Genomic DNA, 25,325 nt, shown 5'->3' on the forward strand with positions numbered 1-25,325 from the left:
CCGATTCGGCTGGTCCCGACCCTACAGAGGAAATGCGAAAGCAGCTCACTGGCGCCAATCCGGTCGATGTCGTCATTTTAGATAGAGATTCATTTCAGCAATTTGTCCGGGACGGACAGTTCAAGCAATTGGATGCGCTGATCCAAAAGGATGGCTTCGATACGAGCGACATCATTCCTTCCGTTATGGACACCATCAAAATGATGGGAGACGGCAATATTTATGGATTGACGCCGACCTTCACATCAAACGCATTGTATTATAATAAAACGTTGTTCAAGGAAGCCGGAGTCGAGCTGCCAACCGACAACATGACGTGGGATGAAGCGTTCGAGTTGGCCCGCAGAGTCGCCAATGGCGAGGGAAAAGACCGGACATACGGCTTCAGCTTCAATCAGTATCGCGGGGGGAATGCTTTTTATAGCGTTGCCAATTATGCGGCGCCGCTGCAGCTGCGCAAGTATGACGACAAGGCTGAAAAGATGACGATCAATACGCCGCAATGGGAGAAGTTGTACGATACAATTGCGAAGCTGTCCCAAGATAACATAATGCCTGGCCGTAAAGATGAAGACAATGGCGGCAGCTACGGCGAGGGGCGTTACAGTCCACTGGACAACGATCTGTTTCTGTCAGGAAAAGCCGCAATGATACTCAGCTACTACAGCTATACTTCGGATTTGTTTGACGCAAACAAAAATGCAGGGAAAATCAAAAACTTCCAAATGCCAGAATGGGATGTCGTCACCATTCCGCACCATCCGGAAGCGCCTGGAATAAGCAGCGGTATGCGCTTCGACTCCATTATGGCCATCAATACGCAAGCGCAGAATCCGGATGACGCTTGGAAATTCGTACAGTTCATCAACGGCGAGGATTGGGCAAAAATCAGATCCCGCTCCACCTATGAGTTGGTGACTCGCAAATCCTTTATTAAACCGAAAGAAGGAATGAATTATAACATCCAGTCCTTCTATGCTATGAAGCCGGCTCCCAGCAATCCTGTCGAAGACAAACTCAACCGTGAGTATAGAAATATGTGGATGATTGATAACTCAGTCTATGAACTATTCGAAAAAAGGATAGAAGGCAAATTAACGACGGCCGACATGCTGAAGCAATGGGAGACAAAAGGGAACCAATTGCTGCCGATGATTAAAAAGAATGATGATGAGGCAGTAATGAAGGAAGTATATGGAGATTAATTGAATACGAAAAAATGCTTCGCGCCGCATTCCGGTCGGAGCATTTTTTGGGTTGAAATGAAGTCATGAAACGAATCCGTTTGCTTTGACGTATGTAATAGCATATTCTTGAATAAGGTGATTATAGGGGCGTTCTCTTCTATCATGATAAGGATCGGCCACTCACAAGTAACAGTCAAAGGAGTCCACGATTTAGATGCAAATTTCGAAAGATTTTTTCAAAGGCCCGGGAATCAAGCGAATCCTTATCTTACTCTTCTTCATCGCACTGCTATTTGCCTTAAGGAGCATTTTACATCTGATTCTTATCACCTTCATCTTGACTTACCTGGTTGACAGGCTGCATATGTTCATTCACAAGGGCATCAACAAGTATGTCAAAATCAATTATAAGGTTACCGTGCTGTGCTTATATGCGGCCCTGCTCCTGATGATGGCTTGGGGAACCTATAATTATTTACCGAAGATCATTACCCAGATCAATCAGTTGGTTAATGTAGTGGTCCATTTCTATAATGTAACCTATATCAACTATGATAATGATATTATGGAGTACATTATGGATTCGCTGCAGAAGATTGACTTGGCCAGCTATTTGAACAAAGGCTTTGATTTCCTAGTTAAATCGATCACCGATCTGAGCCAATGGGGTACCCGCTTCATCATCGCCTTCATACTTAGCCTGTTCTTCGTACTGGAGAAGAAGAGAGTGAAGGAATTTACGATGAATTTCAAGACGAGCAAAATTGCGCCAATCTATTCGGAGCTCGAATATTTCGGCAACAAGTTCTTGTATTCATTCGGCAAGGTCATTGAAGTGCAGTTCCTGATTGCGCTGATCAACTGCATCTTGAGCACGCTGTTCCTCTGGATGATGGGCTTCCCGCAGTTGTTCGGACTGGCGATTATGATTTTCCTGCTCGGCTTGATTCCGGTAATGGGCGTCATCATTTCCCTCATTCCGCTCTGTGCAATTGCATTTAGCATTGGCGGCGTGGTGAAAGTAGTATACGTCATCGTCATGATCTGTGTTGTACATGCTATCGAGGCTTATATTTTGAATCCGAAGCTGATGTCTTCCAAGATACATCTTCCCATCTTCTATACCTTTGCGATTCTAATCGTCTCCCAGCACTTCTTGGGCGTATGGGGATTGATACTCGGCGTGCCAATCTTCATGTTTTTGCTAGATTTGCTTGAAGTCGATGTGAAGGCAGGGAATAAAATCAAATGAAGAAACTAGCCCTAGGCCGAATGCTTTGTCGGTCAAGGGCTTTATTTATGGCCCGTTAACGTTGGCCCAGTCTCCCCCCTCTAGAGCCTTACAGCGGGATAAGATCGCCGTGACGACGAGCTGCTGAAGTGTAGCGCTCTGATGTCTAGAATTTAGAACACTGCGGGATCTTTTAGAACGCTCCATTGGACAATTGGTTTTCCAACCGGGGTGACTGACATTGAGCCTACATAAATATCCGGCTCGGCGGAATGCAGCGCATAATGCTCCAGCATCTTGGTAACAATGGCCGACATGTGCAATTGCGGAAGCGCTTGCGGATGAATCCAGTGCAATTCTCCTTCTGCAGACGATACGACGTTCGGATGGACAGTAGAGGCAAAATAAACATATTGCTGGCGAATCTCCGTCTCTTTCTGGCGCAGCAAAATATACCGCAGGCGGATGTCACGCAGGTCCTTCGCTTGCAGCCCGGTTTCTTCTTCTATTTCCCTGAGACACGCCTCTAACGGATGATTGAGCTCGGCAGGCTCCAAATGCCCTCCAACCCCACTCCAAAACTCAGATGAGCAAATCCGGCTCTCCGACTTTTTCATTAGTAAAATCTGATCCTGATGAAACAGGAATGCGGTTGCCATTTCCCTAATACGCATTACCTCACCTCCGATATCTATTTCTATGTATGTAAAGTGAATGATTGAACTTCGCAATTGTCACTCCCTCACTACACTCTACCAAAGTGATTATTTGCTGCTTCGCATGTAGAAGCCATATCCCTATATTGTTATTCGCGGCCACAGCGAGAAGAGTCGAACCGGATGAGTATCTCCAACACGATTCATTAACGAAGAATTTAGTTCAATTTATATATTATAGAAACAAGAGCAGAAATCCTTCCATTTTCATGAAACGTATAAAAAGAAAGCAGGCCGCTGCCCACAAACCGCTGTTCATGGGCTCGACCTGCTCTCACTTCCTTAACTGTATCCGCAATTATTCATTGTGCCGCGGCATCCATCCATGCCTCGTACATCATTTCCAGCTTGGCCTGCAGCGCTTCCCGCTCCGCGTGCAGGACGGCAAGCTTCTCCGCGTCAGCGGCGAGCGCAGGCGCCATCATCGCTGCGTCCAAGCTGCGCAGCTCCTGCTCCAGCTCGGCGATGTCCCGTTCCAGCCGTAACGGATCTGCGGCGCGATCGTGCGAACGGCCTCCTGAACGCGCGGATTCATCGGACTGCCCCCGTGCAGCCATTGTTTTTCCAGCGCCCGCTTGGTCCAAGCTCTTCTGCCGATCCGTGCATCCAGAGGGATTGGCGTGTGTCCGCGCGGCATCCACCTGTGATGCCGGCACTTTCCTGGCCGTGCTGGTGCTCCTGGCAGCATCCTCCCGTTCACGGCCTTTCGGAGAAGCGCCTCCTTCCCTGGCGCTGTCAGCCTTCGCCTTGTAATTGTCGAAGTTGCCATGCACCGTAACCAGTTGACCTTCCTCCAACGACCAGATCCTCACGGCCAACCGATTAATGAAGTAGCGGTCGTGCGATACGGCGAGCACCGTGCCAGGGAACTCCTCGAGCGCCTCCTCCAATGCCTCGCGGGAATCGATATCGAGATGATTCGTCGGCTCATCAAGCACGAGCAAATTCGGCTGCCGATGCATGAGCAATGCGAATCGCAGACGGCTCCACTCACCGCCGGATAGCGATCGTATGGACTTGAAGACGTCGGCGCCGCAGAACAGGAAACGCGCAAGACGTCCCCGGGCTTCGCCTTCCTCCATTCCGACTGCTTCGCGGAAGTGTTGCAGCACCGTGGCGTTCTCGTCCTCCGGTGCGGCCTCTTGGGCCAAATAACCGACGTCGACTCGCGAACCGAGCCGGATCTCACCTTCGTCCGGTGCTTCAACCCCTAAAATGCACTTTAAGAGCGTGCTCTTGCCTGATCCGTTCTCACCGATGAGCGCTACCCGCTCCCCATAACGGAGCAGTTCGCGTACACCGCTGAACAGCACTCGTTCTCCGAACGCCTTCCCCACGTCTTCCAACGTCAACACTTGGTTGCCAGAGCGGTCGCCTTGCTGCAGCTCGAGCTCCATGGCCCTGCGTTCCATCATCGGACGCTTCAGCTTCACCATGCGATCAAGCGCCTTCTGCATCGAGGCAGCGCGGCGATGGAAGCCTGGGTTCGGCGGATTCGCCCGGTTGCCCCATTCGATGAGCTGCTTAATCGTCTCCTGCATTTTTTTAATCTTCTTCTGCTGCTCCTGGAAGTTGGCGAACTGCTGCAGCAATCGGGCTTCCTTTTCCTGCTGGAATCCCGTGTAATTCGTATGGTACGTCACGGCCTCGCCGTCCTCGAGCTCAATGATCTTGGTCACGACTCGGTCAAGAAAGTAGCGGTCGTGCGAAATGACGACGACAGTCCCTGTGTAAGCCTGTAAAAAACGTTCCAGCCAGTCGATCGCCTGCATATCAAGATGGTTCGTCGGTTCATCAAGCAGCAGCACGTCTGGCTCTTCTATTAACATGGCGGCCAAGCCAACCTTTGTCTTCTCTCCCCCAGACAAAGACGCGAATAATCGCCCGTACTGCGTGTCCGGAATGCCGAGCCCGCCCGCCACTCTCCCGACATGGGCATCGATGTCATAGCCACCAGCCCGTTCGAACTTCTCTTGCAGATCGCCGTAACGATACAGCAGCCGTTCGAACCCGTCTGCGCCCCCTGCTTGCTCCGGATCAGCCATGATCCGTTCCAGTTCCCGCATCTCAGCCAGCCACTGCCTCGGTTCACAAAAGGCTCTCTCCAGCACATCCCGCACCGTCTCGTCGTCTCCGCTGCGAGGTACTTGATCCAGATAGCCAATCCGTGTACCTTTGCGGATCGAAATCTGCCCGCCATCTGGCTTCTCGCTCCCATTAAGCAATTGAAGCAAAGTCGTCTTGCCCGTACCATTGCGGCCGATAAGGCCCACGCGCTCGTTCTCACCGATGTCGCATGTCACTTCCAACAGGACCGATTCGGCCCCGTATCCTTTTTGCACCTGTTGGCATTGAATCATCATCGTTATCTCCCTCTCTGATGACCCTCCTCCCCGCGCTGTATGCCGGTCCTCGAAAAAAACATAAAAAAGGCCGCGGGGAAATGTCCCCGCAGCCCTCTGGTTGAACCAGATGTTCCGTTAAGGCAGAGGCAGGATGGTCACTTCGCTTAAATGTTGAATTCGATTGGAATTACTGAAAATAGACACACGTATCCCGTTGTTTACGGAATCATGGAAAATTCCGAGCAATTGCGTACGAAGCACATTCAAGCGTTCCGACATGACGTTGCGTTGCATCCTGCCACCCCTCCTCGTTTAACATAATAAGAATTACAATACCATATGATGGATAACGAAAGCAAGTGTCAAGTTTATAATCGAATCAATCTGATTTTTATTATAATAAGGCAATATTGGGCTGACTGTGATTGGCGAGGCGGGAACGCCAATGATTTAGATGTCGGGATAGGCGTCTGTGATATGTATGTTCGTGCTGATGAGTTTCAAGCGGAATGTACATGCAGTGGTGTTCATAAGTGTCGACGTTGCGACGAAATTCGTAGACGATATCTTTCTTCCCGAAGGTGTGTGGTCCCCAAGGTGTCAACGTATGTTGAAGGAACGGGCCTGATTCTGTGTCTATCGGCAGAGATACGCGGTATGAGCCTCCCAAAATAACCCGTCTGGATAAACCTTGAGGCATTTCGTTCCATAGGCTTGTCAAGCTTTGAACTTTAATTCCTGCAAAATATAATCCGTTCCTTCCGATACCAAAGCTGGAGTCGATATCCGCTTGGACCGACCTATTTTCCAACAAAAAAGGCAGTGTGCCGCAAGTTCGCTCCATTTCTGATATGGAATCACAATACTTCCCTACCATTGTAAATGACGGCAGTTGAATCGTTTGCTGAGTCTTCATTCAGAACCCCTCCTTGGGAACTTAGTTTTCATCCCATCTTTGTATGATTATAGTAATAAAGAACTATTTCTTTAGACCCTTTTTCCGTATTATCACACCTCCTTTTTACTATTATCGGAATAAAGTCCTAATATTTTGAGATTATTCCAATATTTAATGTATTTATTCCAAAAAAGGCGCTTCCGCTTTTTTTGCGAAAGACGCCCGACTGTTCATTCCTTTCAATCATGCTATCTAAAGGATGTCTGGTAATTGAATGTGGATGCTCGTTCGTGTCGCATTGGATAAATGGGCATGGTGCACAATCGCTTGCGTCTTGATGTATTCCTTGCCGCTCGTCTCCCCTTCCCGTCCGGCGGATAATGACGCAACAAATTCATCCAAGCAATTCGGCGCGTGCACGCCGCTGAAGTCCTCGATTACGGTCGTGCGCTCGTCTTGCGTCAGCAGAATAATGTCGTCTATAAGCTGCAATGAACCTGATGTACCTTCGATGCGCCAGCTGCCGCTCCACGGCGTCGGCTTGCAGCAGGATGCGACTGTCGCATTGTAGCTGACGCGAATACCGCCCTCCATCTCCAGCAGCGCATGCGCGTTAATCATTTCCTCCGCCGAGCCCCATCCTGCAACCGGATGATAGATTTCTGCGTAAATCCGCGCGCCCTCACGGCCGGTCAAATAACGGACCAAATCGAAATGATGAATTCCGATGTCATCTAGTATCTGTACCGCATATTTACGTTCGACCTGATGTTTGCGGTAAAAATCAATATGCAAAGAAGAGATCTCGCCGATGGCTCCTTCATCCAAAAGCTGCTTGAGCTTGCGCATGAAAGGGAAACAACGGTAATTTTCCGCAATCATAAAAGGAATTTCCTCCTTGACCGCACGCTGTACGATCCGCACTGACTCCGTATAATCGAATGAGATCGGCTTCTCGCACAGCACAGGAAGGCGGCGGTCGAACGCTGCTTGGTTGATAGACGTATGCACGAGCGGCGGCGTCACGTTTACGAGAAAATCTACCTGCTCCCGCTGCAACGCCTCTTCCAATGAAGTGTAGAACGGAATCTCTCGCCCGTCCAATTTTCGTTTCATTGTAATGTCCGTTTCTACAATGGCAGCCAGCATTCCGCGTTCGCTCAGCTTCTTATACCAATGAAATCCGGCGGATCCAAACCCGACTAACAATGCTTTCATCTGTCTCTCCCCTTCGCAATATATGTATTTCCTTTATTCCTCGCCCGCATGGCACCATAATGTGACGATTGGATTTTATCCGCCAGCCTTAATCTTTTCACGCTCCCACCACCTCTATTTGTTCTATCTGCATTATAGAGCAGAGCATATAAGAAGAGACAGGTTATCTATTCAGATTCTGTGGAGACACTTCATCATTCACGAAATATTTGGTTCGTACAGTGGCGTGTTCAGACTGAAGGGGGCGCTCATCCGACCCTTTGCTTCAGTCTCCCCTTCCATCAGTGGTTGGCACGCCTAAGGACAACTCTAGGTTTCTGCCATCAGGATTCGGCATGCCCGAGGACGGCTCTGGGTAACTGCAATCATAATCGGCCGCTTCATGGCATGATGTCTGGCGAAACGGCAATTACCTTACCTTGGACGTTATCCATCCTGATTGTATGGGAGAATGGAGCTAAGGGCCATTATAAGGAGAACTGACAGAATATTTTCGTGTAAAAGGGAAAGGGGGAGCTGATGTTCTGAATGCAGGGGAGAGTGATGCAAAGAATGGATCAGGCAACCCTTATCCGGGAAGGGACAGGTGACGACTGCAAGGCGGGAGAACATAAAAGACGACAAAAGACATGCTTAGAGTTCACCCCTTTGTTAGGGATGCCTTCCGAAGCACGTCTTTTCCTTTTTCACATCTGTATATCTTCTATCTCTAATCATCTACATTACTGTTCTTCTTGTATTCCGATGACACCGGTCGGATCAATGCCTGTTTTTGCGCCAAATACCTCTGCCATCGATTCGAATGGAACGTACAACGCGCCGTCCTTGACCACAGGAGCCGTCTTCAACTCTACGTTCATTTTGCCCACGGCAGCATTCTTTTCGCCTTCCTTCAGCGCAATCCATTTCGCGCCGCGCACGAACTCATATGCGCCCGTGTCTGTGTTCCTCTCGACCGTATAACCAAGCGCCTGCCCGATGGCTTCCACCGGCACCATGACACTGTCCTCTGTCGTATATACCTCATCGGACTTCACACCGATGCCTTCGCCATTGACGACAATGACCCAATGCATGCCACCGAAGGAATCTTGCGGAATTTGTTCCGATTGGCTTTGAATCGTAATATTGCCTTGCTCATCCAAGGTTACGTCCGTTTTCAGCACCTCGGATACGAATTGCAGCGGCACGTACATCATATTGTCCTTCAACACAGGCGCTTTGCCTAGCTGAATCGGCATTTTAGCGAAATTGTACTGGTCCTTGTTCAGCTGCACGCTCGTCCACTGGGTGCCCTTCGTCGCTTCAATCGATTTGTGCTCGGCATTCCATTTCAGGTCGTATCCCAAGCTGTCCATGACCGTTCGCAGCGGAACGAGAAGGTATTGCCCGTCTACATCAATGTTGACTGCAACGCTCTGGCCGTCAATAACCAGGTTTTTACGCTCGGATACTTTATGTAACCACTCCTTGTTGAGGCTCGTCTCGCGGGTGGACCCGATAATCTCTCCGTTATCGTTGCGGACAAACTGCTTTACATATTTATCATAAAAATCACGTTCTTGTTCAACAGGAGAATTTACTGCTCCTTGATCGTTCATTGCCTGAACCGGCGCAGCAAAAGCTTGCGCGCTCATCAAGCCGATGGCTAAGGCTAAAGCAGCGGTTACAGTTTTGTTCAACATTCGTCATCCTCTCTAGAGTGCAAGTCTTGTTGTGACTCCAATTGCGCAATTGGTTGCCAACTGATTCACACTCTCAGACGGAGACGCCGTCTATAATGTTTCACGGAATGATTCATCCATTATGTTCCACCTAGGACGGTAATGGAATGACTGATGCATATTGGAAAGTGCAGATGTAAGATGAATGTCTTGTCACCCCCATGCATGAACCCTTGAACCCACTGGGTAAAAAGTATACCGATTTCAGTTACAAATGATAGTTGCGGCCCGTAAATCGTGTTAGAATGTACGTGTCAGAAACAATGAGAGCCATTTTCATTTAAAGGAGCAGTGTGGATGAATATGGAGCCCAATCTATTCGATCGGCACTTCGACAGCCTGGAGGCCATTGCCGATACGGTTAGTGAGCTGCTGCAATGCCCTGTGACGATTGAGGATGCCAGTCACAATCTCGTCGCATACAGCTCGCATCACGCCGAAACCGATTCGGCACGGATCGCGACGATTATTGGCCGGAGGGTTCCGGAGCAGGTCATCAGCACGCTGTGGCGGGAAGGCATCATGCAGCAGCTCATGACAAGCAGCGAACCCGTCCGTATTGGGGAAATTCTCGAAGTCGGACTCGGCAACCGGATTGCAATCGCCATTCGTCATCACGGCGAGGTTCTGGGCTACATATGGGTGCTAGAGTATAACGAGCCGCTTGGCGATACGGCACTGCTGCAGCTAAAGCAAGCGGCAGGCGCCGCCAAGATGAAGCTTATGCAGCTGCAGACGCAGCGGCGCAGACAGGAGCAGCACAGCCATGACTTCTTCTGGCAGCTGCTGACCGGCCATCATGTCTCGGAGACGGTCATTCGCGAGAAGGCCGCCCAGATTGGCATCATGCTTCCGCCATCCTATCAAATCCTTCTCTTGCAATTTGAAACGGCCATAGATGATAGGCTGTACCGGCAGATTCACTATATGGTTAAAACGGCGCAGCGAATGCGCATCGTACTTCACGTGGCGCATAACGACCGCTTAATCATACTTTCCTCCCCTCTTCAAGGAGGCAACGGCGGCATCCGGCAGTACAGGGAGGAATGCGGCCAGCTCGCCCGTCTGCTCAAGCAGCGCTTCGATGCGGAACCGGTGCTAAGCGGCGCAAGCGCATTCCGCGAGCCGTACGCAGCGGTCGAGGATGCGTACCGCGAGGCGCTTGCGGTGCTGCACTTGAAGCGGCGCTTTCCCGCAGAGCTGCAGAATGCCGGCGAGTATGGCGAGTTGGGCTATTACCGCTACCTGCCGCTGCTCGCGGATGAACGCCGCCGGCACCCCGTCGCGCACCCGGGCCTCAGCAAGCTGCGGCAATATGATCTAGAGCACCAAAGCGGATTGCTGCATACGCTCGAGATGATGTTGAAGCATGACGGCAACGTGAAAAAAGCAGCGGAGGCCTTGCATATTCACGGCAATACGCTCATGTATCGAATGAAGCGCATCGCCGACATCAGCGACATCGATCTGGCTAGCATGGATGAGAAGGTGACCTTGTACCTCGAATATAAGCTGAATCAGCTGGAAGCTTGATCCTGTCATTTGTGATTTTTCACAAGTACAGGGTCTTTTTTTCAGGAATTGGAATAAAGCGGTTTCATTGCGCTAGCTTTATACTTTATATGGATAAAATATCAGTTTCAGGTGTAAGGGGGAGTTGCAATGATTATCGGCGTGCCTAAAGAAATCAAAAACAATGAGAATCGCGTCGCGATGACACCAGCCGGTGTGGCGGCGTTCACGCAAGCGGGCCATCAAGTCATGATGGAGCGCGATGCCGGGCTCGGCAGCGGGTTTGCAGACGAGGATTTCAAGCAGGCCGGGGCAACCGTGTCTGACCGGGCGGCCGACGTCTGGGCGAAGGCCGATATGGTCATGAAAGTGAAGGAGCCGCTCCCTTCGGAATATGGATACTTCCGTGAAGGATTACTGTTATTCACTTATTTGCATTTGGCGGCAGAGCCGGAGCTGGCGCGGGCGCTGATGGATAAAGGCGTGACGGCCATCGCCTACGAAACGGTGCAGGTGAACCGCACGCTTCCGCTCCTGACGCCGATGAGCGAGGTGGCTGGCCGGATGGCGGCCCAGATCGGAGCGCAATTTTTGGAGAAGCCGCATGGCGGCAAGGGCATCCTGCTCGGCGGCGTTCCTGGCGTAAAGCGAGGCAAGGTAACCGTCATCGGCGGCGGTGTCGTCGGAACGAATGCGGCGAAAATCGCGGTCGGTCTCGGAGCGGACGTCACCATCATCGACATGAGCGCCGATCGCTTGCGCCAGCTGGATGACATCTTCGGCTCCACCGTGAACACGCTTATGTCCAACCCGCTCAATATTGCGGAAGCTGTGGCCGAGTCCGATCTCGTCATCGGCGCTGTCCTCATTCCGGGCGCGAAGGCACCCAAGCTGGTGACGGAAGCGATGATCCGATCAATGCGGACAGGCTCAGTTGTCGTCGATGTCGCGATCGATCAGGGCGGCATCATCGCCACGGCGGATCGCATCACGACGCACGACAAGCCGACGTACGTGAAGCATGGCGTCGTCCACTATGCGGTGGCGAACATGCCTGGCGCCGTTCCGCGCACGTCCACGATGGCGCTCACGAACGCGACCGTTCCGTATGCGCTGCAGATCGCGGACAAAGGGCTGGAGCAGGCGCTGCGCGACAGCAAGCCATTGCTGCTCGGCGTCAATGCGGCCGGCGGCTCCATCACGTACTCCGCGGTGGCGCGCGACCTCGGCCTGCCTTATGTACCAGTCGAAGAGGCACTCAAGAAAGCGGCCGTAATTCTGTAATATACAATAAGCCGGCGTCGACGAAGTTCCCGCTTCATCGATACCGGCTTAACTTATGCCTGATAGAACATCTTCCGCACACCCACTGCTCCGAAATTACGGTACATTTTTCACGACCTCGTCAAGCCAGCCCCAAAAGATACACTAGTGCAAATCCAAGACACGAAAGTAAAGCGGAACCGATAAGCCCTGCAGCGAACGATTTCATCCCGAGACGACGGAACGTGACCAGATCCACATTCAAGCCGAGGCCCGCCATCGCCATCGCAATGAGCATGTAAGCAATCGTCACGATGACGCTCGCGATGTCCGCCGACACGATGCCAAGCGAGTTGAACCCGCTCACGAGCAGGAAGCCGAGAATGAACCACGGAATCGGAATCGACTTCCATGAGGTCTTCGAGCTTCCGCCCTGTTCCTTCTGTTCTGCACGGCTTGCCCAAATCCCGATCAGGATCGCGACCGGCACGAGCAGAGTCACCCGCGTCAGCTTAACGATGACTGCCATATCAACCGCATCGTTCCCCCCTGGTGCCGCTGCCGCAATGACGTGTGCGATTTCGTGCAGGGTCGCTCCCGAGAATATGCCATACCCGTTCGGCGAGAATCCGAGCACCGGATACAGGAACGTGTATACTAATGTGAATATCGTTCCGAGGATGGCTACCATGGCCGCCCCGATGGCGGTTTCATCATCCTTCGCCTTAATTTGCGGAGCGATCGCCACCACGGCAGCAGCGCCGCATATCGCCGTGCCGCAAGCCGTAAGGATGCCGAGCCGCTTCTCTACCTTGAACAGCTGCGCAAGTCCGTAGACGACCGACAGCGTAAACGTGATGACGATGACGGCGATAAGGAACACCTTCGGCCCCGCATTGACGATATCCATCAAGTTCAGCCGCATGCCGAGCAAGATAATCCCAAGGCGCAACAGCTTCTTGCTTGAAAAGTTCGTGCCGGTAACCAATTGCTCCGGCAATCCGATCGTCGCCCGCCAAGCGATGCCGATTAAGATCGCGATGACGAGCTGCCCCATAATGCTCAAAAACGGAAATCCCGCCAAATATTTGGCAACCAACGCAATGATGAGCGTCAGACCGATTCCGAGCGCGAAGCCTGAATATTGTTTCTGTCTCTTCGGCTTCGTCGCCGCAAGCACTTCCCCTTGACTCATGTTTACCCCCAACTCCTTGTCTATCACTGGGATACAGCTATGAATTACAGTGTTAAAGTATTTGTAGCATGTCGAATAAGCACCGGTCCACGATTTCTCGTCCTTCCGTGCCATTCATGCCTACCATTGCCACTCAATACCATTAACATCACGTTGCTATATTCCAATGAACCTTGTGTTCATAATTCCACTATATAGAGGATTCCGGGGGAAGGGAAATACCGAAATGCTATCGTAACGATTAGGAATACTTATGCTTGTATGGGCAATATGCACCAAGACCGTGTTATTACGGGATTGTTCCGAACAGCGGGAAGGGATAAAATGGGTGGTGGACGTTCAAGATGATGGAACGTATGGCAAGCGGTACAGCTTGCAGACTGCGGAGGAACAACAAAATGATGGTAGATACATTGAAAGTGTATGTAACGGTATTGGAACAGAGCAATTTCTCGCGCGCGGCCAAAGTGCTCAATCTGTCCCAGCCGGGCGTCAGCCTGCACATTCGCAATTTGGAAAATGAATTCGGCGTCAAGCTCATTCACCGTTCCTCGAAGCACGTCAAGATGACGGAAGCAGGGGAGATACTATACGAACGCGCCAAGCAAATGCTCTCGCTCTTCGATACAGCCAAAGAAGAGATTCATCTGTTGCGGGATGAAGTGACGGGCTCTCTTAAAATTGGCGCCAGCTATACAATCGGCGAATATATTTTGCCGCGGCTCATTGCGGAATTCGCCCAGCAATATCCGCAAGTGGACGTTCACGCGACGATTGCGAATACGGAGGATATCGCGCAAGCTATCCGGTCCAATGAGCTTGATATCGGGCTTGTGGAGGGCAAGGTGGACTATGCGGACATTCAAGTGAAGCATCCGTTCATGGAGGACGAAATGGTGCTGGTCGTGCCGCCGGATCACTCCTTGTGCTCCACTCGTACGGCCGATGCGGCCATGCTGCAGCATCAAGTGTGGATACTGCGGGAGAACGGCTCTGGCACGAGGTCTTATTGTGATCAGTTCATTAAGGATCTGGGGCTTGCAGTGAAGCGCACCTTCGTCTTTAATAGCAATCAGGGCGTGAAGGAAGCAGTTATGGCTGGTCTCGGCGCCGCGCTTCTGTCCCGATGGGTCATCCGCAAAGAGCTGGAAGCGGGCGAATTGTGCAGCATCCAAGTGAAGGGCGCGCGCATTACGCGGCAGTTTTTTATTTTGCAGGATACGAAAACCTCTTCCACCATGGCGATGAAAATGTTCGTCCAGAAGCTAAGACAGCTCAACATCTAAGAACGCATCAAGTAAGCAAATAGAAGAAGCCGACCGGAGTTACCCGATCGGCTTTGTTGCTATTGCGGCAGCGAGGGATAGTTCATTCAGGTGTTTTTGCGCAGTGGCGCTTAATCAGCAGCGGCGGCGCCGCTGGACCGGGAGGCTAGCTCGTCGATGCATGCTAGCAGCTCATCCATCTGGCAGATGGCATAAGCGGGCCGATATGCCTCGGGCTGCAACGAAGTGTGCAGCTCCGGGTCTTCCTTGCGCATCTGCTCCTCGCAACGCTGCAGGAACGGCGCCTGTGTCGTCCGTTCTGCCGGGGACAGCACTTCCAATCCGGCAGGTAAATCCCGAGCAACCAGCACGGATGGAATGCCGGATTGGTTCGCCATATGTATATCGTGATCGAGACGGTCTCCGACATGGGCCACGATTATCCCGTCTTGCTGCAGCTCCCGCAATATGCCGGCGTCGGGCTTCCCGCACTCCATTCGCTCTGGGGTGACGATATCATCGAACAAGCTTCCGATGCCAAGCTCCTCCATTACGGGATATTGGTATTTACGGAATCCGTTCGTCACGGCCGCAAGTGAATAACCTTTCTGCTTCAGCTTCTCCAACGTCGGAAGCACCGTGTCATCCAGCAAATAAATTTTGGGCGCGGCAGCATGCTTCAACAGCAGCTGCTCCACATCGATGGACAGGTTAAGTCCCCACTCCTTCGAGAGCTGACGCACGATATCATCCCAATCGTAGGCCGCAACCATCTCCTGCCGCTTCATCCGGAGCTTATGCTCTTGGAACAACGCCTTCCTAACTTCAATATTTCGGTTCAGTTCACCGCAAATCAGTTGTTCCACCTCGGGAAAAATCCATGCGGAAAACGGATTCTGCATCAACGTTCCATCCAAATCAAACGTAATCCATTTGTTCAATGCTCATCCCTGCCTTTTTAACGAGTTCGGCTGTCTGGCCGTCATCTTGCTGCTGCAGCTGCGTACAGTACAGCGCATAATACTTTCCCTCAAGCGCAAGCAGCTCTTCATATGTCCCTCACTCCACAATGCTCCCGTCCTCCATAACCAAAATGGTATCCGCATGGCGGATAGTAGATAGCCTATGAGCGAAAACTAGTGTCGTCTTGTCCTTCATCAGCCTTGACAGCGCATCCTGCACCAGCCGTTCCGATTCATTATCGAGCGCCGCCGTTGCTTCATCCAGCAGCAGCACAGGGGCATTACGTATAATTGCCCGGGCAATAGAAATGCGCTGGCGCTAGCCGCCCGACAGCTGTGAGCCGCGTTCTCCAATTTCCGTATGGAAGCCGTTCGGCAGCTGCATGATGAAGTCATACGCATTCGCATGCTTAGCGGCGGCGCTCACTTCCTCTTCGGTTGCATCAGACTTACCGTCGGAAATATTGCCCCATATCGTTCCAGTATAAATAACTGCGTCTCCTGCGGCACGAAGCCGTAATAATCCCGCACGCAATGCCAAGAGCCAAGATTCACCGCGATACTTATCATCATCGTTGCAAAGAGTCCGGCGTACAACAGCCTATACTGTCTCATATATCCCCCATAATCTGGATAACGTCTTACCTCGATTCATGTGCAATCCTTCTCTTTATCTATATATAGATGTACTTTGAGATAAGACGGATATTTCCATATTTGCCCTTTACTAATGGAACCAAGCGCCATGAAGCCGAGTGATGCCATCTTCGATCTGCTGATTACTTAAGCCGCCGAACCCGAGCAGTAATGCGGCAGCCTGAACGTCTGCCGGCTCCCCCCAATAATTCGAGGTCGGATACACCTTCACCCCAGCGCGGGCGGCGGCTTCCAGCAACCCGGCTTCCGTCATGCCGTTCTGGATCTGTATAAGCAAATGGAGGCCGGAATCGTGGCCAATGATGCGTACTCGATCGCCCATTGTACGCTTCAAAGCAAGCAATAACACCGCATGCTTCTTCTGATACACTTTGCGTATTTTCCGCAAATGCTTCTCCCAATGTCCTTCTTGCATAAATCGTTCCAACGTCAACTGATGAAGCTTGGATGCGGTCTGCTCATACACGGCAAACTCCACCTTGTACCGTTCCAGCAGCGCCGGCGGCAGCACCATGTAGCTTAATCGAATGGAAGGCAGCAGCGATTTGGAGAATGTGCCCATATATACGACCCTTCCTGTCGAATCCAGACCTTGCAGGGCAGGGATTGGCTTCGTATGATATCTGAATTCGCCGTCGTAGTCGTCCTCTATTATAAGTCCATCCCGCTCCTCCGCCCATTGCAGCAATTGCATTCGCTTCGCAACTGACATGACCATCCCAGAAGGAAATTGATGGGATGGGGTAATGTATACCGCTTCCGCCCCGCTCTCCTTCAGCCGGCGCACATTCATTCCGTCTTGCTCCAGCGGAACGGAGACGATACTCAGCCGATGATTGCGGAAGATCGTCCGCGCTCCATCATAGCCGGGATCCTCTACGGCAATGGTCCGCCGATCGCCACCGATCATCTGACTGAGCAGCATAAGCAACTGCTGGATGCCCGCCCCGATGACAATCTGATCCGCTTGGCATGATACTCCACGCGAATGATGCAAATATTGCGCAATCTGCCGGCGCAGCCCCATCTCTCCTTGGCGTTCTCCGTATTGCAGCGCTTCGACAGGCGTCAGGCGGAATACGTCGTTCGACAGCTTGCGCCACAGAGACAGCGGAAAGCCGTCAAAATCAATGTTGCCATGCCGGAAATCGATATCGACGCCGGGTTCGGCCACAGCTTCAGCAACCGTATCCCTTCCACTGTAGACAAGCCGGTTACTAACTCCAGTTGTCTCGCCCATATCGCTCTCAATCTCGCACACGAACAGGCCGATGCGGGAACGACTGTCTACATAACCTTCCGCATGCAATTGCTGATAAGCGGCTTCTACTGTGTTGCGGCTGAGATGCAAGCTGTCTGCCAATTGCCGTATCGAAGGCAGCCTCGTTCCAGCCGAGATGCCGCCGCTCATAATTTGCCGCTTTATATAATGATAGATTTGCATATATTTCGGTTCGTCTGCCTGTTCGTCAATGTAAGGCGTAATCTCCAGCATTCTTCCCCTCCAATCTGTCCCCATATAAATCCACTAATCTGGCACTTATCAACAGGACAGAGTTTGACTATGATTATACCAGACTTTTCAACTCCGTACCGTGAGAAAGGAACAACTATGGCAAGCATTTGGATTAGTTATGTTTTGCTCGGAATTTCGTTGTCTGCACCCGTCGGCCCCGTCAATGTGGCACAAATCAAGGCCGGACTGAGCAATGGGTTCTGGAACGCATGGTTCGTCGGCATTGGCGCGATGTGCGCTGACCTCGTGTTCATGCTGCTTATCTACTTCGGTGCTGCCGCTTATTTGACGACACCGCTGGCGAAGTTGCTCATTTGGATAATGGGCTTTGCCGTCCTTATGCTGCTCGGATACGAGAGCATCCGCGACGCCCGCAAAGGGATAGATATCAGTAGCAGCGGCTCCCGCAAAGAGCATGTCGGGAAATCCTTCCTGTCCGGCTTTCTCATTGCGATCTCCAATCCGTTGAACATCGTGTTCTGGATAGGAATCTATGGGTCTGTCATTACGAAGACGCTGGAGACGATGGGGAACGGTCAGGCGTTATTGTACAGCGGTGCGATTTTTGCCGGAGTGTGCGTGTGGGACCTCTTAGTATCCACCGTCGTGCATGTGAGCCGCAGGGCGGTCACCCCTCGCTTGATGAAGGGAATCTCCGTCATTGCCGGCGTTTCGCTCATTGGATTCGGTCTATATTTCGGTTACTGCGCTGTCGTACAATTTATATCGTTGGCGCAAATGTAAAGTTACTCAAAGGAACTAAGAAACTTCATGAATTCTAGGAATTATACAAAAGAGAGGGATTTAGCAATGCATTTTATTTTCGATATTGATGGAACCATTTCATTCAAAGGTCAACCCGTGTCTGAGACCATCCTCGACTGTCTTCACGAGCTGCAATCTTCCAGGCATGTCATCGGCTTCGCGTCCGCCAGACCGTGCAGGGACATGCTGCCGGTGCTCGATAGCCGATTCCACCAGAATCTATTGATCGGAGCCAACGGCGCAATGACGCATTTTGGTGGAGAGCCTGTAGCGGTGAACCCGATTCCGGAGGCGCTCGCACGGGAAATTATCGGGATTTTGGATTCGTATCACGCATCATATTTGATCGACGATGAGTGGAATTATGCATATAACTGTGGAGAAGATCATCCGTTTCTGATGAATGTCGATGCCTTGCAGCTTGCCCGCCGCGTAGAATTGACCGATCTGAAGCATGTGGTGAAGCTGCTCGTTCTGTCCTGCGATCATTTTGAGGAGTTGGCCAAGACGATGGAGGGGTTGAACGTGACGATTCACCATCATTCCTCAGAAGGAATACTCGATATTACGAATCAAGGTGTCAACAAAATGGCCGCTATCCGTTCGTATGGCATCGCCCCTAGGCAATTCACTTGCTTCGGCAACGATATGAACGATATCCCGATGTTTCAGGAAGCCGGTACCGCCGTCGCGATCGGGAGCTTCGCAGGGTTGACTCCCTTCGCAACGCATCGCCTCGAGACAGTTGATCAGGATATCGAACATCGCATTGTAGACATGCTGAAGGACTTAGCCTCGAAAAGCGAAGAGATACTGCTATCACGTTAAAATAAAGGAGGAGGTCCGTCCAGCAGACTCGATCGTGTGACGGACCTTTTTTTCTCTGCTTATCGCCCCTCGCCTGCAACTAGCGGGACATGCTGTTCGTGAGTTCCTCTAGGTCGAGCAGCATATCGCCTATCCATGCCTCCGAACCGGAAATGACATGCCGCCCGTAATCAAGAATCCACCGTATCGTATGAATGAACCAGCACACGCCTCCCACGCGAACGAGCCAGTCCAATGTCAGCTCGGCATTTCCATAGAGGCCGCTCGCTTCCGCATAGGCTTGCAGCATTTGCTCTCTTGATGCGCCGTATGCCGCGGCTTCTTGACTCAAGCCGTACAAATCGCCCAAATGAGGACTCAGATAAGAGTTTGTCCAGTCAATGACCCTCACCCCTTGCCCTTCTTCCTGCACGATGATGTTCTTCGGAAAATAGTCGTTATGCACGATCGTGACCGGATACTCCGAGTACAGTCGTTCCAAATGCTCGGGGAACAAGAGGACAAGTCGTTCCAGCACCTGTCGCTGCGAGCCAGCGAAAAATGGGTGGCTTGTCACATAGGCAAGATCGTCCAGAAACATATCTTCCCCTTTATAATGTCGGTGAAAAGCTTCTTCCGCCAACGCCCCATCCTTCATAAATGAGGTTGCGGTGCGATGAATGACAGCCAACTGGCGAGCCGCTTGTAGAAAAGCGTCTGCCGAAGGCTTGGATTCCAGCGTATCCGTGCCAACGTCCTCCATCATCATGTAACAGCCGGTCTCATCTTCGAACGCCGCATAAATGCAAGGCCGCTCGATGTGAAGCGGAGCCAGCACGTCGTTATACAAGTCAGGTTCTCCCTTCATTTTGCCGCCAGACCACTTCGCGATGACTGTTGCTCCAGATAACAACGTCACGCGGTACACCCCGGATAAAGACCATTGCCGCAGCGACTCCCAATGCTTCGATTGTTCCACAAGCGGAAAGTGCCCTGCTCTTTCAAGCCATCTGTCGGGAATATGCAATGTCAATCCAATCACTCCTTCCTTTCGGTAGTTTGATTATGAAAGAAAGGAGCATAAAAATATAGACTTATATTTTTATTTTTGATAGACTGTTGATAGAGTTCTAGATATGGAATTGAGCAGCAGCCGACTACGGCTGCTTTTTTGTTAGATGTCACCTTGAGCAACAATGTATGCGCGGCAGCGCCAGCACATCTCCCGGCACGTAAAAAGACACATTCTCCCAAAAGGACGAATGTGTCTCGTGGTGCCTCTCTTATTAAGCCGTTCTCTGCAGACTGGCTCGGAAGGGATCTTATAAAGAATTCTCCGGTTGTTCCTGAGTACGGTTATTCATCAAATAATAGATGATTTCCGCTTCTCGGGCTTCGTTCCACTGCTTCACCATCTTATTCACCAAGAATAGATCCACGATAACCCAGACGGTCAATGCAAGAAAAGAAACGAGCGTCAACGCCAAAAATACATTTGACACCGGATCGTCCATTTCCCCGCCAGCCGTCATGACGCCAAACAAAGCATAAAATACGATCAGCGCAACAAAGAGCGCCAATTGAACGAAAGCGGAGCCGAAGCGGCGCAGATAGAATCGGTGCACCCCAAGATGCCCGCCAATGAGCATCAGGTAGGCGAGCGCCAACGATTTCTCCTGGTGACGCATCTCTGATTGGAGAATAGCCAGCTCCTTCAGACTTAATTGCCGCTTCGCGGAAGCAAAATCATGAAATGCCCCGTTCCTCATTAATAGTTGAACCCTTTGTTATTCAGAATTTGTTGCATAAGCATGCCTTCCGTGTACTGGTTCTTCTCGCGCACCCATGTGTGAAGCAGAAAGGCGTCTACAATCCACCAGATGGAAGTCACAATCAATCCAAAAACCGTTAGCGACAGAATAAGCTGAGCCACGGCTGAGCCCGTCTTCTTCATATAGAAGCGATGTCCGCCGAATAATCCGAGAAAGTACCACAGGATATAAGCCACAAGCATGCTCTTGCCCTGATTTTTCATTTCCGATTCGAGCAGCATAAGCTCTCTCGCATCGAGCTGGTTCTTCATCCCTATCGTGTTGTACAATATGATGCACTCCTTTTACACTATTAGTGAAGTCAGTATAGCAAGCATTGACGCTCCAACACCATGATAATTTTGGAAAAATTCTCATTCATAAAAAAAATAAGGAGCGCCGGTAGCGCACCCTACTTCACATATTATTATAATGTTGGGTTCATAAATATGAACTTTTAGGATGCCATGCAGTCATTTAACTTCTTTTCTTGCCTTGACGAGCATGGATTCACCTTCGAAGCTAACAACACGTTCCTCTTCAACCGCGATGCGAAAATGATGTTGAATCTCTCCCTGTGCGGCAAGCATCGTCTGTTCCAATTCGTCTTTCTCTTGCTGCGGACGTCCCATGCGATCGAACCAGCTGTCGTAGCGGAAACGCTTGGCAAACGTCATCATGAATTCTATCGCCAGACCTTTTTCCTCAAGCGTGCGAAGCCACTCTGTTTTTTTCAATGCGCGGCAATGGCTCGGATCCCGCCGCTTCTCGACCGCATTATAAAATGCGTCATAGGCGTCATTCTCGGGAGATACGTTATCGATAAGCAGAAAGCTGCCGCCAGGCCGAAGCACGCGCCAGGATTCCTGCACGAACGCCAGCACGTCGGGAAAATGGTGCGCCGCAATACGGCAGGTCACCATATCGAAGGCACAGTCAGAAAACGGCAGCCGTTCCGCATCTCCTTGCACGAACTGTACATTGCCATGGCCATTCCCGGCAATGAACCTTCTTGCATGATCGAGCATCGCTGGTGTCAGATCGTACGCTACCACGTTCTCAGCCAGCGGAGCGAGCGCATTCGCGACATGTCCTCCTCCGGTCGCGATGTCCAGCACATCCCGCTTCGTCTCCATCGCCGCCATTTGCAACAGCCACTCCAAGTCCTCGCCTTGAGCATGGCCTTGACTCGTTACATACTTCGCGGCATTTTGACCGAATTGCTGCATGACTTGCTGCTTGATGTCCACCATATTATTATTGCACCTCTCTTGGAAACTGAATTGGTCACCGTTGTTTCACCAGACAAAACTAGGTTTCATTTATCAACTTTGTCATTTTACCAACCATTCCCTGTCCCTGTAAAGAGGCGCTATGGGCATTTTAATTGCCCTTGGAGCCAATGATGTCGTATGCCAGAATAACGTCAATATCTTGGTTGTAGTTCCCGAAGTGCTTGCCGAACAGACTGACGCCTCCAGGATTGACGGAAGTTTCATGCGATGCGATGCGAAAGCCGATATCCTTGCCGAACTGGATGTTTACATCGTCTATCGTCACGTCGGACATTCGTACCCCATCCACATAAGTCCCCCGATCGCTCACCGAAATCGTCTTCAACAATCCGTATTGCGTCCCATTGTTCCACCAACTTGGGGTATATACCCCTTTTCGCTCGCCAAAATCACCCGGACAGGTCCACATGCCGATCGGAATATCATTGATGTAGAAAGAAATGTCCGACGGCCAAGCTTCGTTATATCCAGGCGCTTCGGAACAGAGCTCAAGCGAGATCTCCAAGGAGCGGGCCGCTTGATTGCCGAGCAAAAAATTCGGGAGCCGGTATTCGATATAACCGCTGCCGAACCAGAGGTGGCTGGCGCGGACGTGCGCCGGATCAGCGAAATAGCGCGGATCGTCCATGACGCCAATGATGCGTTCGGATGATGCCAAGCCGCAGGTCGGCCGGACTTCACAAGCGGCATATTGCCCGATCGGAATCGACACGGTATGCGTCAGCGGCCGCGCCCGTTTCGGTCTGAATTCCAGAATGGCTTGTTTCATTTGCAACGAGCAAATTTTTTGCATGCCCCGTTTTCCCGCAACGCTTTCGCACGATACGATGCCCGCTTCGGTCAGCTTCTGAATATGCTTCGTCACGATGGCCGATGAAATGCCGAGCGCTTGTGACATCTCCTTAATATTTAGCGGCTTCTCATTCAACAGCTCAATTATTTTTACCCTTGTCTCTGACGACAGACATTCTAAGAAAGTCATGTTCTGTACAGATACTTCAATTTTCATAAGCAATAACCTCGAATTCATCTATTTTACTGTCATTATATAACCTGCAAGTTAATTAAACCATTAGTATTGACCGTCAGAACTGGCAGCATTATTATAATAACAAATATAGTTCATATATTTATTAATTAATTAACTTTATAGTTAACTTATTGGAGGGAAAAACATGAACACCATTCCTAGACCGGAATATCCGCGGCCGCAAATGGTGCGCGACGAATGGCTCAACTTGAACGGCGAATGGCAATTTGAAATCGATCATGGCCGGAGCGGCAAAGAAAGATCTTTGTACGCACCGGAAGCAGCGTTACAGGACCGCATCATTGTCCCTTTTTGTCCCGAAAGCAAGCTCTCCGGCGTGCATTATACGGATTTCATGGACGCGGTCTGGTACAAACGGGTATTCACTCTGCCAGCGCAGTGGAACGGCCAACGCATATGGCTTCATTTTGGAGCAGTTGATTATGATACAGAGGTATGGATAAATGGAACGTCCGTCGGGACGCATCGCGGAGGATATAGTTCCTTCTCATTCGATATTACACATATGGTTGTACCCGGGGACAATGTGGTGACGGTATGCGCCGGAGACGACGTGCGCTCTCCCCTGCAGCCGCGCGGCAAACAGAGCGAACAATTGCATTCACATGCTTGCGACTACACGCGCACGACCGGCATTTGGCAGACCGTCTGGGTGGAATGCGTGCCGCTAACTTCCATCTCCTCCTTCAAGCTGATTGCCGATCCGGACAATGGATGTGTTCACCTGCAAGCGAATGTGGCCGGAGATACGAATGCATGTGTCCTTGAAGCAGAAGCGTCGCATAGAGGTCGTCCGGTTGGAAGTTCAGCCGCCATCTTGTCCGGCTCATCGCTGCGGCTGACGATTCCGCTTGATGAGGTGTGTCTATGGGAGCCGGGGCATCCGGAGCTATACGATCTGCAGTTAACTATCCGGCGCAACGATGCGGCCATCGATTCAGTCCAATCCTACTTCGGGCTGCGCTCTGTCAAGCTGGACGGCATGGCGTTCCGGTTGAACGGCAAGTCGGTGTTCCAGCGGCTAGTGCTCGATCAAGGTTTTTATCCTGACGGGATATATACCGCTCCGACTGATGATGATCTGCGTCGGGATATTGAGATTTCAATGAATCTCGGTTTCAACGGAGCACGTCTGCACGAGAAAGTATTCGAGCCGCGCTTCCTGTATTGGGCTGACAGGCTCGGATATCTGGTCTGGGGGGAGTATGCCAACTGGGGACTGGACATTACGAGCGCCGCAGGCTTGGAACGGTTTCTTCCCGAATGGCTAGAGACCATCAACCGGGATTTCAACCATCCTTCGATTATTGGCTGGTGTCCGTTTAATGAGACGTGGGATGCCGACGGGAAGAAACAGAATGACGAGATTTTGCGCATCGTCCATTCCGTGACCAAGTTGGTGGATCCGACACGTCCTGTCATCGATACGAGCGGCAATTATCATGTAGTCACTGACATTTTTGACGTCCATGATTATGATCAGAATCCAGATACATTCCGAGAAAAGTATGAACCAATGAAGCACGGCGGACCAGCGTTCGTCACTTTTCCAGAGCGTCAAGCCTATGAAGGCCAACCGTATTTCGTAAGCGAATACGGTGGTATCTGGTGGAATCCGGGGCAAACCGATGGGCATGGCTGGGGCTACGGCGACCGCCCGACAAGCGAACCCGAATTCATCGAGCGATACGGGAAATTGACGAGTACGCTGCTCGATCATCCGATGATGTGTGGCTTCTGTTACACGCAGCTTTATGATATCGAACAGGAAGTAAACGGGCTGTGCACGTACGACCGCAAGCCTAAATTCGATCCTGGCCTCATTCGGCGCATCAACACCCGGAAAGCCGCCATTGAGGACTGACAGCGCAAAGAGAGCGCGCAACCTGTTCATCGGCTGCACGCTC

The 25,325-nt window shown here is 51.1% G+C and carries 24 protein-coding genes; 8 read left to right on the forward strand and 16 right to left on the reverse strand.

Annotated features, from left to right (window positions below):
• Nucleotides 1-1,205, forward strand: a 1,205-nt coding sequence (locus tag A372_RS33930) for an ABC transporter substrate-binding protein (protein WP_019421476.1), incomplete at its 5' end; no start/stop codon positions are given.
• A 196-nt stretch (nt 1,206-1,401) separates the two neighbouring features.
• Entirely contained in the window at nt 1,402-2,439 is a 1,038-nt protein-coding gene (locus tag A372_RS0113940) for an AI-2E family transporter (protein WP_019421478.1), read from the forward strand.
• Between the two features lie 152 nt (nt 2,440-2,591).
• Here the strand turns inward: A372_RS0113940 and A372_RS0113945 are convergent, their stop codons facing one another.
• From A372_RS0113945 to A372_RS0113970, 6 genes are all read right to left on the reverse strand, one after another.
• Nucleotides 2,592-3,092 carry an NUDIX domain-containing protein gene (locus tag A372_RS0113945; protein ID WP_019421479.1) on the reverse strand — a complete coding sequence of 167 codons (501 nt, stop codon included), beginning with the start codon at nt 3,090-3,092 and terminating at the stop codon, nt 2,592-2,594.
• Between the two features lie 344 nt (nt 3,093-3,436).
• Nucleotides 3,437-5,497, reverse strand: a complete 2,061-nt coding sequence (gene abc-f / locus A372_RS0113950) for a ribosomal protection-like ABC-F family protein (RefSeq protein ID WP_026011064.1) — start codon at nt 5,495-5,497, stop codon at nt 3,437-3,439.
• A gap of 117 nt (nt 5,498-5,614) precedes the next feature.
• Nucleotides 5,615-5,773 carry an RAxF-45 family protein gene (locus tag A372_RS37360; RefSeq protein WP_019421481.1) on the reverse strand — a complete coding sequence of 53 codons (159 nt, stop codon included), beginning with the start codon at nt 5,771-5,773 and terminating at the stop codon, nt 5,615-5,617.
• A gap of 100 nt (nt 5,774-5,873) precedes the next feature.
• Nucleotides 5,874-6,395 carry a hypothetical protein gene (locus A372_RS0113960; RefSeq protein WP_019421482.1) on the reverse strand — a complete coding sequence of 174 codons (522 nt, stop codon included), beginning with the start codon at nt 6,393-6,395 and terminating at the stop codon, nt 5,874-5,876.
• Between the two features lie 234 nt (nt 6,396-6,629).
• Nucleotides 6,630-7,595 (reverse strand): Gfo/Idh/MocA family protein, encoded by a 966-nt coding sequence (locus A372_RS0113965; protein WP_019421483.1) that lies wholly within the window; start codon nt 7,593-7,595, stop codon nt 6,630-6,632.
• 722 nt (nt 7,596-8,317) lie between these two features.
• Entirely contained in the window at nt 8,318-9,280 is a 963-nt protein-coding gene (locus A372_RS0113970) for a copper amine oxidase N-terminal domain-containing protein (protein WP_019421484.1), read from the reverse strand.
• A gap of 336 nt (nt 9,281-9,616) precedes the next feature.
• On the opposite strand from A372_RS0113970, the gene A372_RS0113975 reads away from it, so the two are divergent.
• Both A372_RS0113975 and ald read left to right on the forward strand, forming a co-directional pair.
• Nucleotides 9,617-10,852, forward strand: coding sequence for a PucR family transcriptional regulator (locus tag A372_RS0113975; protein WP_019421485.1), 1,236 nt, complete (start codon nt 9,617-9,619; stop codon nt 10,850-10,852).
• Between the two features lie 129 nt (nt 10,853-10,981).
• Nucleotides 10,982-12,115 (forward strand): alanine dehydrogenase, encoded by a 1,134-nt coding sequence (gene ald / locus A372_RS0113980; RefSeq protein ID WP_019421486.1) that lies wholly within the window; start codon nt 10,982-10,984, stop codon nt 12,113-12,115.
• A gap of 121 nt (nt 12,116-12,236) precedes the next feature.
• On the opposite strand, the gene A372_RS0113985 is transcribed toward ald, so the two are convergent.
• Nucleotides 12,237-13,289, reverse strand: a complete 1,053-nt coding sequence (locus A372_RS0113985; RefSeq protein ID WP_019421487.1) for a YeiH family protein — start codon at nt 13,287-13,289, stop codon at nt 12,237-12,239.
• 398 nt (nt 13,290-13,687) lie between these two features.
• Here A372_RS0113985 and A372_RS0113990 point away from each other — a divergent pair, with 398 nt between their 5' ends.
• Nucleotides 13,688-14,575 carry a LysR substrate-binding domain-containing protein gene (locus tag A372_RS0113990; protein WP_019421488.1) on the forward strand — a complete coding sequence of 296 codons (888 nt, stop codon included), beginning with the start codon at nt 13,688-13,690 and terminating at the stop codon, nt 14,573-14,575.
• 110 nt (nt 14,576-14,685) lie between these two features.
• On the opposite strand, the gene A372_RS33935 is transcribed toward A372_RS0113990, so the two are convergent.
• The 4 genes from A372_RS33935 to pdxR form a co-directional block, all read right to left on the reverse strand.
• A complete protein-coding gene (locus A372_RS33935; RefSeq protein ID WP_019421489.1) occupies nt 14,686-15,495 on the reverse strand; it encodes an HAD family hydrolase in 810 nt (269 codons plus the stop codon).
• Between the two features lie 118 nt (nt 15,496-15,613).
• Complete coding sequence (locus A372_RS0114000) at nt 15,614-15,790, reverse strand: hypothetical protein (RefSeq protein WP_019421490.1); 177 nt, start codon at nt 15,788-15,790, stop codon at nt 15,614-15,616.
• 45 nt (nt 15,791-15,835) lie between these two features.
• Nucleotides 15,836-16,057 carry a hypothetical protein gene (locus A372_RS0114005; RefSeq protein WP_026011066.1) on the reverse strand — a complete coding sequence of 74 codons (222 nt, stop codon included), beginning with the start codon at nt 16,055-16,057 and terminating at the stop codon, nt 15,836-15,838.
• 186 nt (nt 16,058-16,243) lie between these two features.
• Nucleotides 16,244-17,668 (reverse strand): MocR-like pyridoxine biosynthesis transcription factor PdxR, encoded by a 1,425-nt coding sequence (gene pdxR / locus A372_RS0114010; RefSeq protein ID WP_019421491.1) that lies wholly within the window; start codon nt 17,666-17,668, stop codon nt 16,244-16,246.
• 117 nt (nt 17,669-17,785) lie between these two features.
• Between pdxR and A372_RS0114015 the strand changes: the two genes are divergently transcribed.
• The gene (locus tag A372_RS0114015; protein ID WP_019421492.1) at nt 17,786-18,433 is read left to right on the forward strand and encodes a LysE family translocator; all 648 of its coding nucleotides are present in this window, start codon (nt 17,786-17,788) and stop codon (nt 18,431-18,433) included.
• A 66-nt stretch (nt 18,434-18,499) separates the two neighbouring features.
• Entirely contained in the window at nt 18,500-19,282 is a 783-nt protein-coding gene (locus A372_RS0114020) for an HAD-IIB family hydrolase (RefSeq protein ID WP_019421493.1), read from the forward strand.
• A 79-nt stretch (nt 19,283-19,361) separates the two neighbouring features.
• Here the strand turns inward: A372_RS0114020 and A372_RS0114025 are convergent, their stop codons facing one another.
• From A372_RS0114025 to A372_RS0114045, 5 genes are all read right to left on the reverse strand, one after another.
• Nucleotides 19,362-20,294 (reverse strand): phosphotransferase family protein, encoded by a 933-nt coding sequence (locus A372_RS0114025; protein WP_019421494.1) that lies wholly within the window; start codon nt 20,292-20,294, stop codon nt 19,362-19,364.
• 289 nt (nt 20,295-20,583) lie between these two features.
• Nucleotides 20,584-21,030, reverse strand: coding sequence for an NINE protein (locus tag A372_RS0114030; protein ID WP_019421495.1), 447 nt, complete (start codon nt 21,028-21,030; stop codon nt 20,584-20,586).
• The gene (locus A372_RS0114035; protein WP_019421496.1) at nt 21,030-21,362 is read right to left on the reverse strand and encodes an NINE protein; all 333 of its coding nucleotides are present in this window, start codon (nt 21,360-21,362) and stop codon (nt 21,030-21,032) included. The genes A372_RS0114030 and A372_RS0114035 overlap by 1 nt, the downstream gene beginning before the upstream one ends.
• Before the next feature lie 183 nt (nt 21,363-21,545).
• A complete protein-coding gene (locus A372_RS0114040) occupies nt 21,546-22,325 on the reverse strand; it encodes a class I SAM-dependent methyltransferase (protein ID WP_019421497.1) in 780 nt (259 codons plus the stop codon).
• Nucleotides 22,326-22,455: 130 nt separating this feature from the next.
• Nucleotides 22,456-23,376 (reverse strand): ArsR/SmtB family transcription factor, encoded by a 921-nt coding sequence (locus tag A372_RS0114045; RefSeq protein WP_019421498.1) that lies wholly within the window; start codon nt 23,374-23,376, stop codon nt 22,456-22,458.
• A gap of 166 nt (nt 23,377-23,542) precedes the next feature.
• Here A372_RS0114045 and A372_RS0114050 point away from each other — a divergent pair, with 166 nt between their 5' ends.
• Nucleotides 23,543-25,282, forward strand: a complete 1,740-nt coding sequence (locus A372_RS0114050) for a glycoside hydrolase family 2 protein (protein WP_019421499.1) — start codon at nt 23,543-23,545, stop codon at nt 25,280-25,282.
• Nucleotides 25,283-25,325 lie beyond the last annotated feature (43 nt).

The sequence above is a fragment of the Paenibacillus sp. OSY-SE genome, from assembly GCF_000283315.1.
Taxonomy (GTDB): domain Bacteria; phylum Bacillota; class Bacilli; order Paenibacillales; family Paenibacillaceae; genus Paenibacillus_B; species Paenibacillus_B profundus.